The 14,094-nt window shown below is 72.1% G+C and carries 11 protein-coding genes; 5 read left to right on the top strand and 6 right to left on the bottom strand.

Translation table 11 applies throughout. The features are described from left to right. Positions 1-190 precede the first annotated feature (190 nt). Positions 191-952: a GPP34 family phosphoprotein gene (locus ABZZ74_RS09840; RefSeq protein ID WP_240871288.1), complete on the bottom strand. Its 762-nt coding sequence runs from the start codon at positions 950-952 to the stop codon at positions 191-193. 473 nt (positions 953-1,425) lie between these two features. Here ABZZ74_RS09840 and ABZZ74_RS09835 point away from each other — a divergent pair, with 473 nt between their 5' ends. Beyond that, entirely contained in the window at positions 1,426-4,359 is a 2,934-nt protein-coding gene (locus tag ABZZ74_RS09835; RefSeq protein ID WP_356762949.1) for a D-alanyl-D-alanine carboxypeptidase, read from the top strand. Between the two features lie 201 nt (positions 4,360-4,560). Continuing rightward, on the top strand, positions 4,561-6,420 hold the full coding sequence (locus ABZZ74_RS09830; protein ID WP_356762947.1) for an MFS transporter: 1,860 nt from the start codon (positions 4,561-4,563) through the stop codon (positions 6,418-6,420). A 23-nt stretch (positions 6,421-6,443) separates the two neighbouring features. Here ABZZ74_RS09830 and ABZZ74_RS09825 read toward each other — a convergent pair whose 3' ends face one another. From ABZZ74_RS09825 to ABZZ74_RS09815, 3 genes are all read right to left on the bottom strand, one after another. After that, positions 6,444-7,334 carry a MerR family transcriptional regulator gene (locus ABZZ74_RS09825; RefSeq protein WP_356762945.1) on the bottom strand — a complete coding sequence of 297 codons (891 nt, stop codon included), beginning with the start codon at positions 7,332-7,334 and terminating at the stop codon, positions 6,444-6,446. Positions 7,335-7,402: 68 nt separating this feature from the next. Next, positions 7,403-7,912 (bottom strand): glutathione peroxidase, encoded by a 510-nt coding sequence (locus ABZZ74_RS09820; protein WP_356762943.1) that lies wholly within the window; start codon positions 7,910-7,912, stop codon positions 7,403-7,405. Between the two features lie 9 nt (positions 7,913-7,921). After that, the gene (locus tag ABZZ74_RS09815) at positions 7,922-8,917 is read right to left on the bottom strand and encodes an ArsR family transcriptional regulator (protein WP_356762941.1); all 996 of its coding nucleotides are present in this window, start codon (positions 8,915-8,917) and stop codon (positions 7,922-7,924) included. A 73-nt stretch (positions 8,918-8,990) separates the two neighbouring features. On the opposite strand from ABZZ74_RS09815, the gene ABZZ74_RS09810 reads away from it, so the two are divergent. After that, entirely contained in the window at positions 8,991-10,181 is a 1,191-nt protein-coding gene (locus ABZZ74_RS09810; RefSeq protein ID WP_356762939.1) for an MFS transporter, read from the top strand. Here ABZZ74_RS09810 and ABZZ74_RS09805 read toward each other — a convergent pair. Beyond that, positions 10,126-10,947: a slipin family protein gene (locus ABZZ74_RS09805; RefSeq protein WP_133049527.1), complete on the bottom strand. Its 822-nt coding sequence runs from the start codon at positions 10,945-10,947 to the stop codon at positions 10,126-10,128. The two genes, ABZZ74_RS09810 and ABZZ74_RS09805, sit on opposite strands and share 56 nt — an antisense overlap. 148 nt (positions 10,948-11,095) lie before the next feature. Between ABZZ74_RS09805 and ABZZ74_RS09800 the strand changes: the two genes are divergently transcribed. Next, on the top strand, positions 11,096-12,541 hold the full coding sequence (locus tag ABZZ74_RS09800; RefSeq protein WP_356762936.1) for an NAD(P)/FAD-dependent oxidoreductase: 1,446 nt from the start codon (positions 11,096-11,098) through the stop codon (positions 12,539-12,541). On the opposite strand, the gene ABZZ74_RS09795 is transcribed toward ABZZ74_RS09800, so the two are convergent. Further along, complete coding sequence (locus ABZZ74_RS09795) at positions 12,529-13,122, bottom strand: NAD(P)H-dependent oxidoreductase (protein ID WP_356762934.1); 594 nt, start codon at positions 13,120-13,122, stop codon at positions 12,529-12,531. The genes ABZZ74_RS09800 and ABZZ74_RS09795 overlap by 13 nt on opposite strands. A gap of 113 nt (positions 13,123-13,235) precedes the next feature. On the opposite strand from ABZZ74_RS09795, the gene ABZZ74_RS09790 reads away from it, so the two are divergent. Continuing rightward, positions 13,236-14,072, top strand: coding sequence for a helix-turn-helix transcriptional regulator (locus tag ABZZ74_RS09790; protein ID WP_356762932.1), 837 nt, complete (start codon positions 13,236-13,238; stop codon positions 14,070-14,072). The last annotated feature ends 22 nt before the right edge of the window (positions 14,073-14,094 follow it).

Below are 14,094 nucleotides of genomic sequence, written 5' to 3'. Positions count from 1 at the left end.
CTGAACGCACGTCAGTTCACGGCACCCGGCGCGAACAGGCCGGACATGCGGCCGCGCGGGGTGACGAGACCTCGCGGTCCCGTCACCCCGCGCGAACCAGCGGCTCCCGAACCGGGTCCGGGGACTCGGGTGCGGTTCTCGGTGGTGCGATCGGTGGTGCCTGGGTGGTGCTGTGTCGTGGAACCGCGGCTCAGTGGGCCACGACGCGTGCCATGGAACCCCGGCGCGGCTGCATCGGAACACCACGAGCGGGTTCCGGTGCGGCGGACCTCGCCGGTCCGGCGGCGGCCTGGCGGCCGGCCGGGGCCGGGCTGCGGCGCGGCTGGGCCGCCACGCCGTTCTGGACGTCCATCACGGCGTGCGCGACGAGACCGCCCATCGGGTCGTGCCGGATCAGGTCCCGCAGCCGGGACCTGGACGAACGACCCTCGTTGCCCGGGTACAGATGCTTGCCGAGGCCGACCGCGTGCGCCAGTGCGGCGAGCGCCGCGGTCCGTGGGTCCGGCGGTACGCCGGTACGGATCGCGGAATCCAGCCGGGCCCTGATCTCCCGGCTGATGGCGGTGTCCGTCGCCTGGTAGCGAGTCGTCGGCAGCACCCCGCACATCTGACCGGCCACGGCATGCACCATGCCGCACCGCTCCAGATGCGAGAGGTAGGTCTGGCGCAGCCCGAGACGCGGCCCGCCAATCCAGTTCACTGCCCGCACGGGAGCGCCACGCCTTCGCAGCAACTCCAACGCGCAGTCCAACGTTGGATCTCCAGTCGGCCGTGGGGCCACCACGGCGATACGATCCCCGTCTGGGGCTATCCGTCCGGCCAGCGCCAGCTCCACTAGCTGTGCTCCGGCCAGACCGAGGTCGAGCGACTGCGGCTGCGCAGTGGTACCCGTGGTCGGGTCCAGTGCCAGCAGCAGAAGCTCCTCCGGAAGTGTTCTGCGGCTCCTGCCCATCCATGCCTCCCCGCGTGGATGAAAGACAGGGTGACCCCTCTCACATTGGTCTGTCGAGGGTGCGTGACCTCTTTGTGAGGGAACCGGTAGGTATGTCGTTCTCGTCTACCGCAGGGGTTAAGCCCCCACACAGGACACTGGTACATGGTTCGGACAGCGCGTACGGCGGTGTCCCGGGCGGCGATTCACGGTTCGGTTGACGGTTCGGCAGGCGCGTGCGGGGCATGCGGCTGCAGATGGAGGAGGCATCGGTGGCGGGCGAGTCCCCCGACAGGTCGAAGCAGCGCGAGTCGTCGGCAGAACCGACGTCGGGGAGCGCGGTTCCGGTTCCCAACCCGAGTGACCCCCGCATGGCGGTGTCCCGGGATCCGTCCACCCCCCGAGGCGGCGTCGACACGGCGACCCGAACCCTCTCGGTACGGGACCTGAAGCGAACGGACGCCCCCGGGGCTTCTCCTGAGCCGGGGGCGCCCGTGGCGACGTCGGACGGAGGACCCGAGGAAACGCCGCCGCCGACCGGGACGACGGACGGCGAGGCCGACGAGGGGGCTGCGGGGGCTGACGGTGGCGCGTCCGGGGACGGGACCGCGGGGACTGGCGGCGGTTCCTCCGGGGACGGGATCGCGGGGGTCGACGGCGATGCGACCGGAGCCAGGGATGGCCGGGGGACCGACGGGGAGGCCGAGGGGGCGTCCGGCGAGGCGATGACCGACGGCTCCTCGGACGGGGCTGCGGCGGAGACGGGTGACGACGAGACGCCCGGCGGTGCCGTGGACGGCGAGACGGCGTCCGAGGGGCGCTCTGGCCGGTCGGAGACGGCTGGAGAGGCCGCAGGGGACTCCGAGGACGCCGGGGACGCAGAGAGCGCCGCCGACGGCGCTGTGGGCGCCCAGGGCCGCCGGAGCTCTGCGGAGGCCGGGGAGTCCGAGGGTGCTCAGGACGCGGAGGACACCGCGGGTACGGGCGACTCGGACATGGACGGTGCCGGGAAGTCCGGCGACGCTGAGGGCGGCCGTGACTCCGCGAGCGCGCGGGACGCCGAGGGCGATGGCTCGGCGCAGGGTAACGATTCCGCTGAGGTCGCCGGCGACGGCGAGACGGGCGGTGACGCACGCCTGCGTGCTGCTGTCGCGGCGTGGGTGCGCACGGGGGACGCCAAGGACGCCTCCGAGAGCGCGGAGCCCGAGAGCGCCGCAACAGACGAGAACGACGACAGCCCCGAGCCCGACGACAAGCCGAAGGCACCCAACGCCGCCAGGGACCCCCGCTCCGCAGCCGCTGACCCCGAGCCCGGTGTCGAGGATGCCCGGCCCGCGAACGAGGAGCCGCGCTCCGGTGCTGAGGATGCTCGGCCTGCCGCCAAGGCCTCCGGCTCTGCGGGGGAGGTCCCGGAGTCCGGTGTGGAGGATGCTCGACCCGCAAGCGAGGACGCCCGGTCTCGGAGTGGGGCCAGCGTCGACGAGGCCCGTTCCAGCGCTGAGGACGCTCAGTCCGGTGCTGGGAAGTCTCGCGTCGAGGATGCTCGCCCCGCGGGCGAGGACGCCGAGGACGACATCGAGGACGCCCGGCCGGGTGGCAACGACGGCGAGTCCGAGCCCGAGGATGAGCAGCCCGAGGTCGAGGACAAGGTCCCCGGTGACGGTGACGATGAGGCGGCGGGCGGTGTGGCTCCCGGGCGCGGGCCCGCAGTCGCCGATGGTGGGAACGGACCGCAGGGGCCACCCGCAGGTGACGACGAGAGCCGCACGGGCGGTGCGGGTGGGAAAACGGCCAACGCCAGCGCCGGCGCCAACGCACCCGCCAAACCCGTCGACCAGCCCACCGCCGTCTTCAAGCGCCCCAAGCCCCCCAAGCCCCAGGTCGACCAGCCGACCACCATGCTGAAACTGGGCGGCAAGCTCGGCGACCCCAAGACCGACCCCAAGACCGACCCCAAGACCGACCCCAAGACCGACCCCAAGACCGACCCCAAGACCGACCCCAAGACCGACCCCAAGACCGACCCCGAGCGCACCAGCAAGTTCGTCGCGCTGAAGCCCCTCGACGAGCCCGCCACGAGGAAGCCGGCGGACGCCACCGCGCCCGTCCCGCAGGTCGGCCCCGAGCGGACCACCCAGCAGCCGCTTCCGCCCAAGCCCCCGCTCGACCTCCTGGCCGAGCTGACCAACACCCCGCCCCCGCCCCAGACCCCGGTCCGCACGATCCTGCGCCGGATCAAGATCTGGACCCCCCTCGTCCTGCTCCTCGCCCTCGTCTTTGCGATCGTGCAGGCCGTACGCCCCCTGCCCACCCCCACCCTCGCCCTCACCGCCGACGACTCGTACACCTTCGACGGCTCCCCGGTCACCCTCCCGTGGCCGAACGAGGGCCAGGGCCGCATGGACGTCAACGGCATCGGCACGATGGGCGCCTTCGGCAAGCAGACGCCGGTGGCCATCGGCTCCGTGGCCAAGGCGATGACCGCCTACATCGTCCTCAAGGACCACCCGCTCAAGGCCGGCCAGGACGGTCCGAAGATCACGGTGGACGCGCTCGCCGAGAAGGAGGCCGGCTACTGGAAGGACGGCGAGTCCACTCTCACCACCGTCAAGAAGGGTGACGTCCTCACCGAGCAGCAGGCCCTGTCGGCGATCATGATCCCGTCGGCCAACAACATCGCCCGCCTCCTCGCCCGCTGGGACGCCGGTTCCGAGGCCGCGTTCATCAAGAAGATGAACGACACCGCCCAGCAGCTCGGGATGACGAACACGACGTACACCGACGCCTCCGGCCTGAAGGAGACCACCGTCTCCACCGCCTCGGACCAGGTCAAGCTCGGCAACCAGCTCGTCAAGATCCCGGCCCTGATGGCCATCACCAAGCTCCCCAGCTGGGTCGATCCCTCCGGCAAGAAGTGGGACAACTACAACCGGCTCGTGCCCTACAACGGCGCCATCGGCATCAAGACGGGTACGACCACCAAGGCCGGCGGCAACCTCCTGTTCGCCGCGACGAAGGAGGTCGACGGCGAGACGGTCACCGTCGTCGGCGCGATCCTCGGCCAGCACACGAACCCGATCATCGACACGGTCAACGCGGTCAGCAAGACCGCGATGCTCGCCGCCCAGGACGCGCTGAAGTCCGCGAAGATCCTCAAGAAGGGCGACGTCGTCGGGTACGTGGACGACAAGCTCGGCGGCCGCACCCCCATCGTGGTCACCAAGGACGTCGCCGCCGTCGGCTGGTCCGGCTTCCGGGTGAAGCTGTCCTTCGGCGCCGACGCCGTACCGCACTCCGCGAAGGCCGGCACCACGGTGGGCACGCTCACTGTCGGCGACGGCACCAGCGGCGCGGTCAAGGTCCCGGTCGCCCTGCAGAAGGACCTCAGTGAACCCGGACTCACCGCCAAGCTGACCCGTCTCGGCTGAACCGGCAGCACCGCTGCCACGTACCCCGTCGGCGGGCCCACCTGGGAGCCGTCCGGCGGGGTGCGTGCTAGCGTCACGAAATGGGGCAGGTCGCCGCCGCGGGACGCGGCCGGGGAACGCCCCGGGACGTGGTCGGCAACGGACGGCCAACGGGACGCGTCTCTCAACACAAGACAGGACACCCACGGGGAGTGCCTTCAGGTGGCCACTGCGGAGCCGACACGCGCCGACGACGCCGATCCGGGCCCGGGAACCGGCCCGCGAATACGCGTGCCCGTCCCGCGCGACGAGCGGCACGAGAGCGGTCGTACGGACTCCTCCGCGAGAGCCAGGGCGATCCGGGCCTTCCATGCCCTGCGCGAGCGTCTGCTGCGTCACCCGGTGCTGTCGATGACCGCCCTGTCGGGCGTCCTGCACATCGTCTGGTTCTTCACGTTCGCGAACAGTGGCGGTGACCTCGCGGCCCAGGACGCGTGGGCGGAGTTCGTCGGCCGGCACCCCGACTCGGCGTACAACCTCGCCTGGTACGGCGGGATGCATCCGGTGTCGTACAGCATGGTGTCGCCGTACCTGATGTCGGTGCTCGGCGTCCGCACGACCATGATGATCGCGGGGACGGTCTCCGCCGGGCTGCTCACGATGATCCTCATCCGCAGCCGGTCGGTGAAGAACCCGCTGTGGGCCTCGCTGGCGGGGGTCTACGCCTTCCTGTGCAACGCGGCCTCCGGGCGCGTGACCTTCGGACTGGGCACGGTGTTCGCGCTGGGCGCGGTCGCCGTCGTCTTCTGCTGGCCGCACAAGTGGCGCCACAAGCGGGGCGCGAAGGCCGCCTGCGCGGCCGTGCTGGCGGCCCTGGCCACCATGGCCTCGCCGGTCGCCGGCCTGTTCGTGGGGCTGGTCGCCGTCGCGCTGTTCCTGCAGAAACGGCGGCCCGGTGCCTGGGCGCTCGGGATCGCGCCCGCCGTGGTGGTGGCGGTCTCGGCCTGGCTGTTCCCCTTCTCGGGCACCCAGCCGATGACGATCGCCTCGGTGAGCCTGCCCTTCATCTACGCGGTCTTCATCTTCGCGCTCACTCCCAGGCAGTGGACGACGGTCCGGCTCACCGCCGTCGTGTACGGCCTCGGCGTGCTCGGTGTCTGGCTGGTCAGCTCGCAGATCGGCTCCAACATCACCCGGCTGGCGATGCTGTTCGCGGGGGTCGCGCTGGTGGCGGTGCTGCCGTTCAAGGTGCCGCGCTCGCGCGAGTGGTACCTGACCTGGGTGGCCATCGCCGGCTTCGTCTTCTGGATCGGCTTCAAGGCGGTGGACGACGTCGTCCACACCACCCCGACCGCGTCCTGGGCCCGCGAACTCGCGCCGCTGGTCAACCAGCTCCAGAAGGTCGGCGCCGAGAAGGGCCGCGTGGAGGTCGTCCCGGCCCGCTCCCACCGCGAGGCCTCCGCCCTCGCGCCGTACGTCAACCTCGCCCGCGGCTGGAACCGCCAGGCCGACATGGAGCGCAACCCGCTCTTCTACGACGACACGCTCAACTCGGCGAACTACCACGAGTGGCTGCAGCGCTGGGCCGTCCACTTCGTCGTGCTGCCCAAGGACGAGCCGGACGGCGACGGCGGGGAGCGCGAGCGGGAGCTGGTGCAGCGGGGCATGCCGTATCTGACGCAGATCTGGGGCGACGCCAACTGGCAGCTGTTCCGGGTCACCGACGCCGCCCCGCTGGCCGAGCCGAACACCGTGGTCGACCGGGCCGAGCAGGGCGAGATGACGATGGACGTCAAGAAGGCCGGCCGCATCCTCATCAAGATCCCGTACTCGCCGTGGCTGAGCATCGTCGACGCCGACGGCAAGAAGCTCAAGCCGCCGCAGGAGACGGAGGCGTCCAAGCATCGGGCGGAGGGGCAGCCGAAGTCGTACGACAACGTCAACGGCTGCCTGATGGAGACGGAGAAGGACGCGAACGGCGACCGGTGGACCATGCTGATCGCCCCGAAGGCGGGCACGTACCGCCTGGCGGCCCCCTACACGCTGCCCCGCGGTACGCCCTGCCCCGACGAGCTCAAGTGATCACCGGACCGTTGAGCACCCGATCACCTGACCGCTTGACCGCCTGATCGCCTGACGGGGAACGCCACGTCGCACACCTCGTCCTCCGGACCGGCCGCGTCCCAGTCCGCGAAGTAGACCTCGCGGCAGGGGCCCGCCATCTCCAGGCCCTCCCGCGCCATCCACTCCTCCACCGCCTCGAACGCGGCCAGGATCTGCGGGTGGGCCACCTGCGCCTTGGTGATGCGGGTGTAGGCCAGCCGCTGGGCCGGCTCCACACGCACCCGGGTCTCCCAGGCCCGTCCCCGCCCGGCCGCCCACGCCCGTGCCGCCGCCTCGTCCGCGACCGGCACGCAGGACTCCGCGGGGCCGTCGCTCTCCATGGACACCTCGGAGTGGTAGACGACGTACGGCGCCGCCGTCACGCCCCCGCACGAGCGGGCCGCCTCCTCCAGGCGTCCGAGCGAGGCCCCGATCCACGCCGGCAGCTCGTCCGCCAGGGTGTGCCGCGACTCGGTGATCACCACCCGCTCGGGTACGTCCACCGTCTCGACCACGAACTTTCCGTACATCTCGGAGCTCCTCCCCGACAGCCGTCCACGGAGGTACTCGGCGAGCGTCCGCTGCCCGGCGAAGCGCGTCTCCACGTCCGCCCAGTACCGGGCGAGCAGGTCGGCGCCCGTGGCGCCCTCCGCCTCGACCACCTCGGCGATCCGGGCGAGGGGCATGTCGAGCTGCCGCAGCAGCGCCACGAGCCTGGCGCGTTCCACTTGGTCCGCGCGGTAGTAGCGGTAGCCGCTCAGCTCGTCCACCTGCGCCGGCGCCAGCAGCCCGAGCCGGTCGTACAGCCGCAGGGCCTTCGCCGACAGCCGCGCCCGCGCGGCGAACGCGCCGATCGTGAGCAGTTCCTCGTCCACGAGAGCATCCTCCGTCACCGGACGGGTCCTTTCCGCCCGGTGACCAGAACGCTCGGGCCTGCCCCAGGGGCAAGGTCAACGGGTGGCTAGGCGAGGGCGCTCTCGACGGCGGTCACGATCTCCGCCGCCTCCGGCTCGGTCTGCGGAGAGAAGCGGGCGACGACCTTGCCGTCGCGGCCGATCAGGAACTTCTCGAAGTTCCAGCGGATGTCGCCGGTGTGGCCCTCGGCGTCGGCGAAGCCGGTCAGGCGGTCGTAGAGGGGGTGGCGGTTGTCGCCGTTCACCTCGATCTTCTCGGTGAGCGGAAACGTCACGCCGTAGGTCGCCGAGCAGAACTCGGCGATCTCCTCGGCGCTGCCCGGCTCCTGCCCCATGAACTGGTTGCAGGGCACGCCGAGGACGGTGAAGCCCTGCTCGGCGTAGCGCTCGTGGAGGCGCTCGAGCCCGTTGTACTGCGGGGTCAGCCCGCACTTGGAGGCCACGTTCACAATGAGGACAGCCTTGCCCGCGTACTGGGACAGGTCGGCTGATCCACCCTGGAGGGCGCCGATCTCCACGTCGAGGGGAGCGGCGCCGTTGCTCTCTGCAGTCGTCATAACCGGATGCTAACTCCGGTAAGTGTCGGCCCGGTTCCCGGCCTCCACCAGGACGTGGCCGGCCGGTGTACGGGAGTACAGCACCGACCGCCCCGCACGACGGCGTTCCACCAGGCCGGCGTCCAGCAGCACCTTCAGATGCCGGCCGACGGACCCCAGCGCCTGCCCGGTCACGGCCACCAACTGGGTCGTGCTGAGCGGCGAGTCGAGCAGCACCAGCGCCTCGGCCCGCGCCGCCCCCAGCAGCGCGCCGAGGGCCGCCGGCACGGCCCCGCGCCCACCGCCCGACAGCACGCCCGCGCACGGATAGACCAGGGCGTACCGTTCCCGGGCGTCCTCCCAGGAGACCCAGCCGCCCTGCCGCTGCGGGGTCACCGGCACGAAGACGAGTTCGGCGCCGGAGATCTCACGGGGCGGATACTCGTGCAGGTTCACCTGGAGCCGGTTCTCTCCGAGCCACCGGGTCCGTCCCGGCCGCAGCTCGTCCAGCACGGCCGCCCAGCCGCCCTGACTGACCTGCGCGGTGCGGGCGACGACATCGGCCTCCAGGACCCGTCGGCGCCGGTCCCAGTACGGCCGTACGGTCTCGGTCCAGACGCGGGAGAGCAGGCCGGCCGCGCGTTCGGGCAGGTCGTCGCGGTCCAGGGCGGCGGGGAGCGGGCCGCCGGCCAGGGAGACGACGAGGTCGGCGCGGGCCCGGTCGGCGGGCGTGGCACGGACGCGGGCGAGCCCCTCCTCGACGCCCTCCCTGTCCCGCGGGGTCGGGGCGAGGAAGTCCGCGGTCCACACCCGGCCGAGCCCGGCGCGCACCAGCAGCGCGGTGACAGGGTCGGCGGCCAGCAGGGCGCGGTAGCCGGGGAGATGCCGGCCCAGCCAGACCTGCTCGCCCGGGTGCGCGGCCTCGCCCGCGTGCAGCAGCTTCAGGGACGCGAGGGTCTCGGCGAGCGGGGACAACACGAACCGGCTGCCCGCGAGGGTGTCCGCGTTGATCTGCCACCAGCCCATGCCACCCCCAGTGACCTTTCGCGCTCGCGCGAAACACTAACGCCCGCTTTCCCGCCCTCCTGAGACTCCCCGCATGCGCAGTTACCGAGAGCTCTTCCGCACTCCCGAGTTCACCCCGTTCTTCCTCGCCTCCGCCACCCACACCGTGGGCCAGACGATCGGCGGGCTGGCGCTCGGCACCCTGGTCTTCCGCGCGACCGACTCGCCGCTGCTGTCGGCGGTGAGCATGTTCGGGCCGCAGCTCGCCCAGGTGCTCGGCGCCTCGCTGCTGCTGTCGGGCGCCGACCGGCTGCGCCCGCGCACGGCGCTGACCGGCATCGCCCTCGCCTTCGCGGCCAGTACGGCGGTCCTCGCGCTGCCCGGCCTGCCGATCGGGGCGGTCTTCGGTGTCGTCCTCCTGCAGGGCCTGGTCGCCTCGCTGGGCGGGGGAGTGCGCTGGGGGCTGTTGAACGAGATCCTGTCCAAGGACGGCTATCTGCTGGGGCGTTCGGTGTTCAACATGCTCTCCGGGATGATGCAGATCACCGGGTTCGCGACCGGCGGGGCGCTGCTGACCTTCCTGTCCCCGCAGCTCTGTCTGCTGCTGGCGGCCGCGCTCTACGCCACGACCGCCCTCGGCATGCGGCTGGGGCTGACCGAGCGCCCGCCACGCTCCTCGGGCCGCCCGTCCGTCTCGGCGACCTGGCGAACCAACGCCCTGCTGTGGTCCGACCGCCCGCGCCGCCTCACCTACCTGGGCCTGTGGCTCCCCAACGGCCTCGTCGTCGGCTGCGAGTCCCTCTACGTCTCCTACGCGCCCCACGCCGCCGGCGCGTTGTTCGCCTGCGGGGCGCTGGGCATGTTCGCCGGGGACGTCACCGTCGGCCGTCTGGTCCCGACGGCCGTACGGCGGCGCCTGGCGACGCCGCTGCTCCTGCTGCTGGCCGGCCCCTACCTCTTCTTCGCCCTGCGTCCCGCACTCCCGCTCGCCGCGGTCGCCGTGACCCTGGCCTCGGTCGGCTTCGGCGCGAGTCTCGTCCAGCAGGAGCGGCTGATGGCCCTGACCCCGGACGAACTGTCCGGCCACGCCCTGGGGTTGCACTCCTCAGGCATGCTGACGATGCAGGGCGTGGCCGCGGCCCTGGCCGGCTCCATCGCCCAACTCACCTCGCCCGGCGCGGCGATGACCCTCATGGCGGCCGCGTCGGGCGGGGTGACGGTAGCGCTCGCTACGGCTGCTCGACGGGGGGCGCCGGAGCGGGTACCGGTGCCGCAGGAGTCGTAGCCCCGAACTGCTGGGCCGCCTTGTCGAAGTACCGCAGCAGTTCCACCGGGAACGGCATCACCAGGGTCGAGTTCTTCTCGGCCGCCACCTCGACGACCGTCTGCAGGAGCCGCAGCTGCATGGCCTCCGGGGTGTCGGACATGATGCGGGAGGCGTTGGCGAGCTGCTGGGCGGCCTGGAACTCGCCGTCCGCGGTGATGACCCGGGCCCGGCGTTCGCGCTCGGCCTCCGCCTGGCGGGACATGGACCGCTTCAGGGACTCCGGGAGCTGGACGTCCTTGATCTCGACGCGGTCGATGTGGACGCCCCAGCCGGCGGCCGGGCTGTCGATCATCAGGGCGAGGCCCTCGTGCAGCCGTTCCCGGTCGGAGAGCAGGTCGTCGAGGTCGCTCTTGCCGATGATGGAACGCAGCGAGGACTGGGCGACCTGGCCGACGGCGAAGACGTAGTCCTGGACCTCGATCGCGGCCCGTGCCGGGTCGACGACCCGGAAGTAGACGACCGCGTCGACCTTGACCGAGACGTTGTCCTTGGTGATGCCCTCCTGGGTGGGCACCGGCATGGTCACCACCTGCACGTTGACCTTGCGCATCCGGTCGGCGAAGGGGATCAGGAAGGTGATGCCGGGATTGCGGTGCCCCGGACGTGCCTTGCCCCAGCGGAACACGACCCCGCGCTCGACCTGGTTGACCACCCGCATCCCGCTGCGCAGCACGAGCAGGGCCACCAGGGCCACCAGCACGACCGCGACCACAGTGCCTTCCATGGCACTCCATTCCTCGGAAGGATCGATCCTCGAAAGGACTGAGACAGGGGAGAAGACACCGGACGGAGTTGACCGGATGCGCTCACGAGTGTCAGGAGAACGTCAAGAAAACCGCCCGGAGCCGGCGCCCCCTCCGAGAGTCGTCGTGGTGGGCGCGGGCTTCGGCGGCATCGCGGTCGCGGCCGAACTCCTGCGGCACGGACTGGACGACGTGACCCTGCTGGAGGCCGCCCCCGAGCTGGGCGGGACCTGGTTCCACAACCGCTACCCGGGCGCCGCCTGCGACGTGCCGAGCCACTTCTACTCGTACTCCTTCGCCCAACGCGCCTCCTGGCCACGGCTGTTCTCCCGCCGGGACGAGATCCTGCGGTACGCACGCGAGACAGCGGACGCCCTGGGCGTCACCCCGCGGGTCGTGCCGGACACGACGGTGACCTCGTGCACCTGGGACGAGGAGAGCTGCACCTGGACGGTCCGCGGCCGGCGCGGGGGGCGTGCGGAGGAACGGGTCGCGGACGTGGTGGTGCTGGCGACCGGGCAGCTGGACAAGCCCGCGTTCCCCGCGCTGGAGGGCCTCGCCGACTTCGCCGGGCGCAGCTTCCACTCCGCGCGCTGGGACCAGGACTACGACCTGCGGGGCAAGCGGGTGGCGGTGATCGGGACGGGGGCGAGCGCGGCTCAGCTGGTGCCGGAAATCGCGCCCCTGGTCGATCATTTGACGGTGTTTCAGCGCACCGGCAACTGGTTCCTGCCGCGCCCCGACCGCCCGATGCCGGCGGCCCTGGACCGCGCCCTGCGCCTGCCGTGGGCGCGGCGGCTGTGGCGGCGGTTCCTGTACCACGGCATCGAGCTGATCACCCTCTGCATCCGCCACCCGCGCACGGTGGGCCGTGTCGGCGCCCTTCTCTCGGCCGCCCACATGCGCCGCCAGCTCCCCGACCCCGAACTGCGCCGCAGGGCCTGGCCCGACTACCCCTTCGGCTGCAAACGCGTCCTGCTCAGCTCCGACTTCCTGCCCGCCCTGCGCCGGCCGAACGTCGAACTGGTCACGGAGCCGATCACCCGGATGACCCGCGAGGGCCCGCTCACCGAGGACGGCCGGCTGCACGCCGTGGACTGCGTGATCCACGCGACCGGGTTCCGTACCAACACCTTCATGCTGCCGATGGCGGTACGGGGCGAGGGCGGCCGCTCCATGGAGGACGCGTGGACCCGGGGCGCCCGCGCGCACCTCGGCATCATGGTCCCCGGCTTCCCCTCCCTGTTCCTCATGTACGGCCCCAACACCAACACCTCCGGCGGCTCCGCCCTGTTCTTCCTGGAGGCCCAGGCCGCCTACGTCCGCCGGGCCCTGCAACTGGCCCGCCACGCGGGCGCGTCGGCCCTCGACGTGCGGCCCGAGGTGGAGGCGGCGGGGGTGGATGCCGTACGGGCGCGCTTCTCGGGGACGGCCTGGCAGTCCTGTTCGTCCTGGTACCGCACACCGGACGGCCGGGACGTCGCCAACTGGCCCGGATACATGGGCGAGTACGCGGACCGCACCCGTGAACCGGAGCCCGCCGACTTCCGGTTCGTCCGCCCTCAGACGGGATAGGGCGCGGCGTCACGGCCCGCGCGGAGGGTGGCCGCCCACCAGGCCAGCTGGTCCAGCAGGGCCTTGGCGTAACCGGACGCCTCGGGGTCGAGCGGACGGCCGTCCTGCCAGGCGGTGAAGTAGTTCGGGAAGGCGAGACCGTCCCGGATGGTGACCGCGTGCAGCTCGGTCAGCACGTTCTCCAGGTGCAGCACCGCGTGCCGGCCGCCGGCCGCGCCGCCGTAGCTGACGAAGGCGACGGGCTTGGCCGTCCACTGGGTGAAGTGCCAGTCGACGGCCGCCTTCAGGGAGGCCGGATAGCTGTGGTTGTACTCCGGCGTGACGACGACGAACGCGTCGGCGCCCTCGAGCGCCGAGGTCAGTGCCGCCATGCCGGCCGGCCGGGGGTAGGCGTCCCCGGCGTACTTCGGCGACTCGGCGGGCAGCGCCAACGGGATGTCGTACTCGGCGAGATCGACGACCTCCACCTCGAAACCACCGTGCGCACGGGCCTGTTCGGCCACCCAGGAGGCCGCGACCGGACCGAACCGGCCCTCCCGGACGCTGCCGACGACGATGACGAGCCTGTGTGTGTTCTCCATGCCCACCACGATCGACGTCCGCCGCGCGGGCAGCCAGACCGTGCTCAGGCTGGCCCCCGCAGGGCCAGCCTGAGCCACTGCGCGGACCGGGATCGCCGCCCTATGCTCGCCCCATGGGGACGCCACTGGGGGATTTCATCCGGGCCAGGCGCGACAGCACCCAGCCGGAGTCGCTGGGCCTGCCGGAGCGCGGCCGCCGCAGATCACCGGGGCTGCGCCGGCAGGACCTCGGCGCCCGGGCCGGCATCAGCGTCGAGTACCTCACCCGTATCGAGCAGGGCCGCGACCGCAACCCGTCGGTGGCGGTGGTCAACGCCCTGGCGGACGCCCTCGGCCTCGACCCGGCGGAGCGCCGCCACCTGCGCTACCTCGCGAAGATCACCGGCGGTGAGTGCGTCGCCCGGCCCCGGCCCGCGCCGCCGTCCCGGCAGGTGCGGCCGTCCCTCCTGCGGACGCTGCGCCTGCTCGAACCGGGCATCGCCCTGGTCACCAACAAGCTGGGCGACGTCCTCGCCCGCACCGCCGCCTTCGAGACGGTGACGAGCGGCAGCGGGCTCCTCGACACCGACACCCCGAACCTCACCCGCTACGTCTTCACCGACCCCCGCGCCCGGACGTTCTTCGCCGACTGGGACGAGGTCGCCGACGAGCAGGCCTTCGATCTGTGGCTCGGGCCGTCCGTCGAGACCTCCGAGTGGTTCACCGCGGAGCTCGCCCCCCTGGCCGGCCCCGAGCTCACCCGGCGCCTGAACCGTCATGTGGTCCCGCGGCGGGGGGTCCTGCGCCTCAACCATCCCTCGGGACACGAACTGCGGCTGCTGCGCGAGGTCCTCGACGCGTCCTCGGACGCGCAGCAACTCGTGGTCCTGCTGCCCGAGGACGAGGCCACCGCCGAGGCGGTGGACCTGCTGCGGGGCCGCTCCCACGGGCCGCTGCGCGCCATCTCGTGACGCGTCGGTCCGGCCCGGCGGG

It is taken from the genome of Streptomyces sp. NPDC006476 (assembly GCF_040612015.1).
Lineage (GTDB): Bacteria > Actinomycetota > Actinomycetes > Streptomycetales > Streptomycetaceae > Streptomyces > Streptomyces griseorubiginosus_B.
The sequence above is the reverse complement of the archived record's forward strand: the minus strand, read 5'-3'. Positions and strand labels throughout refer to the sequence as shown.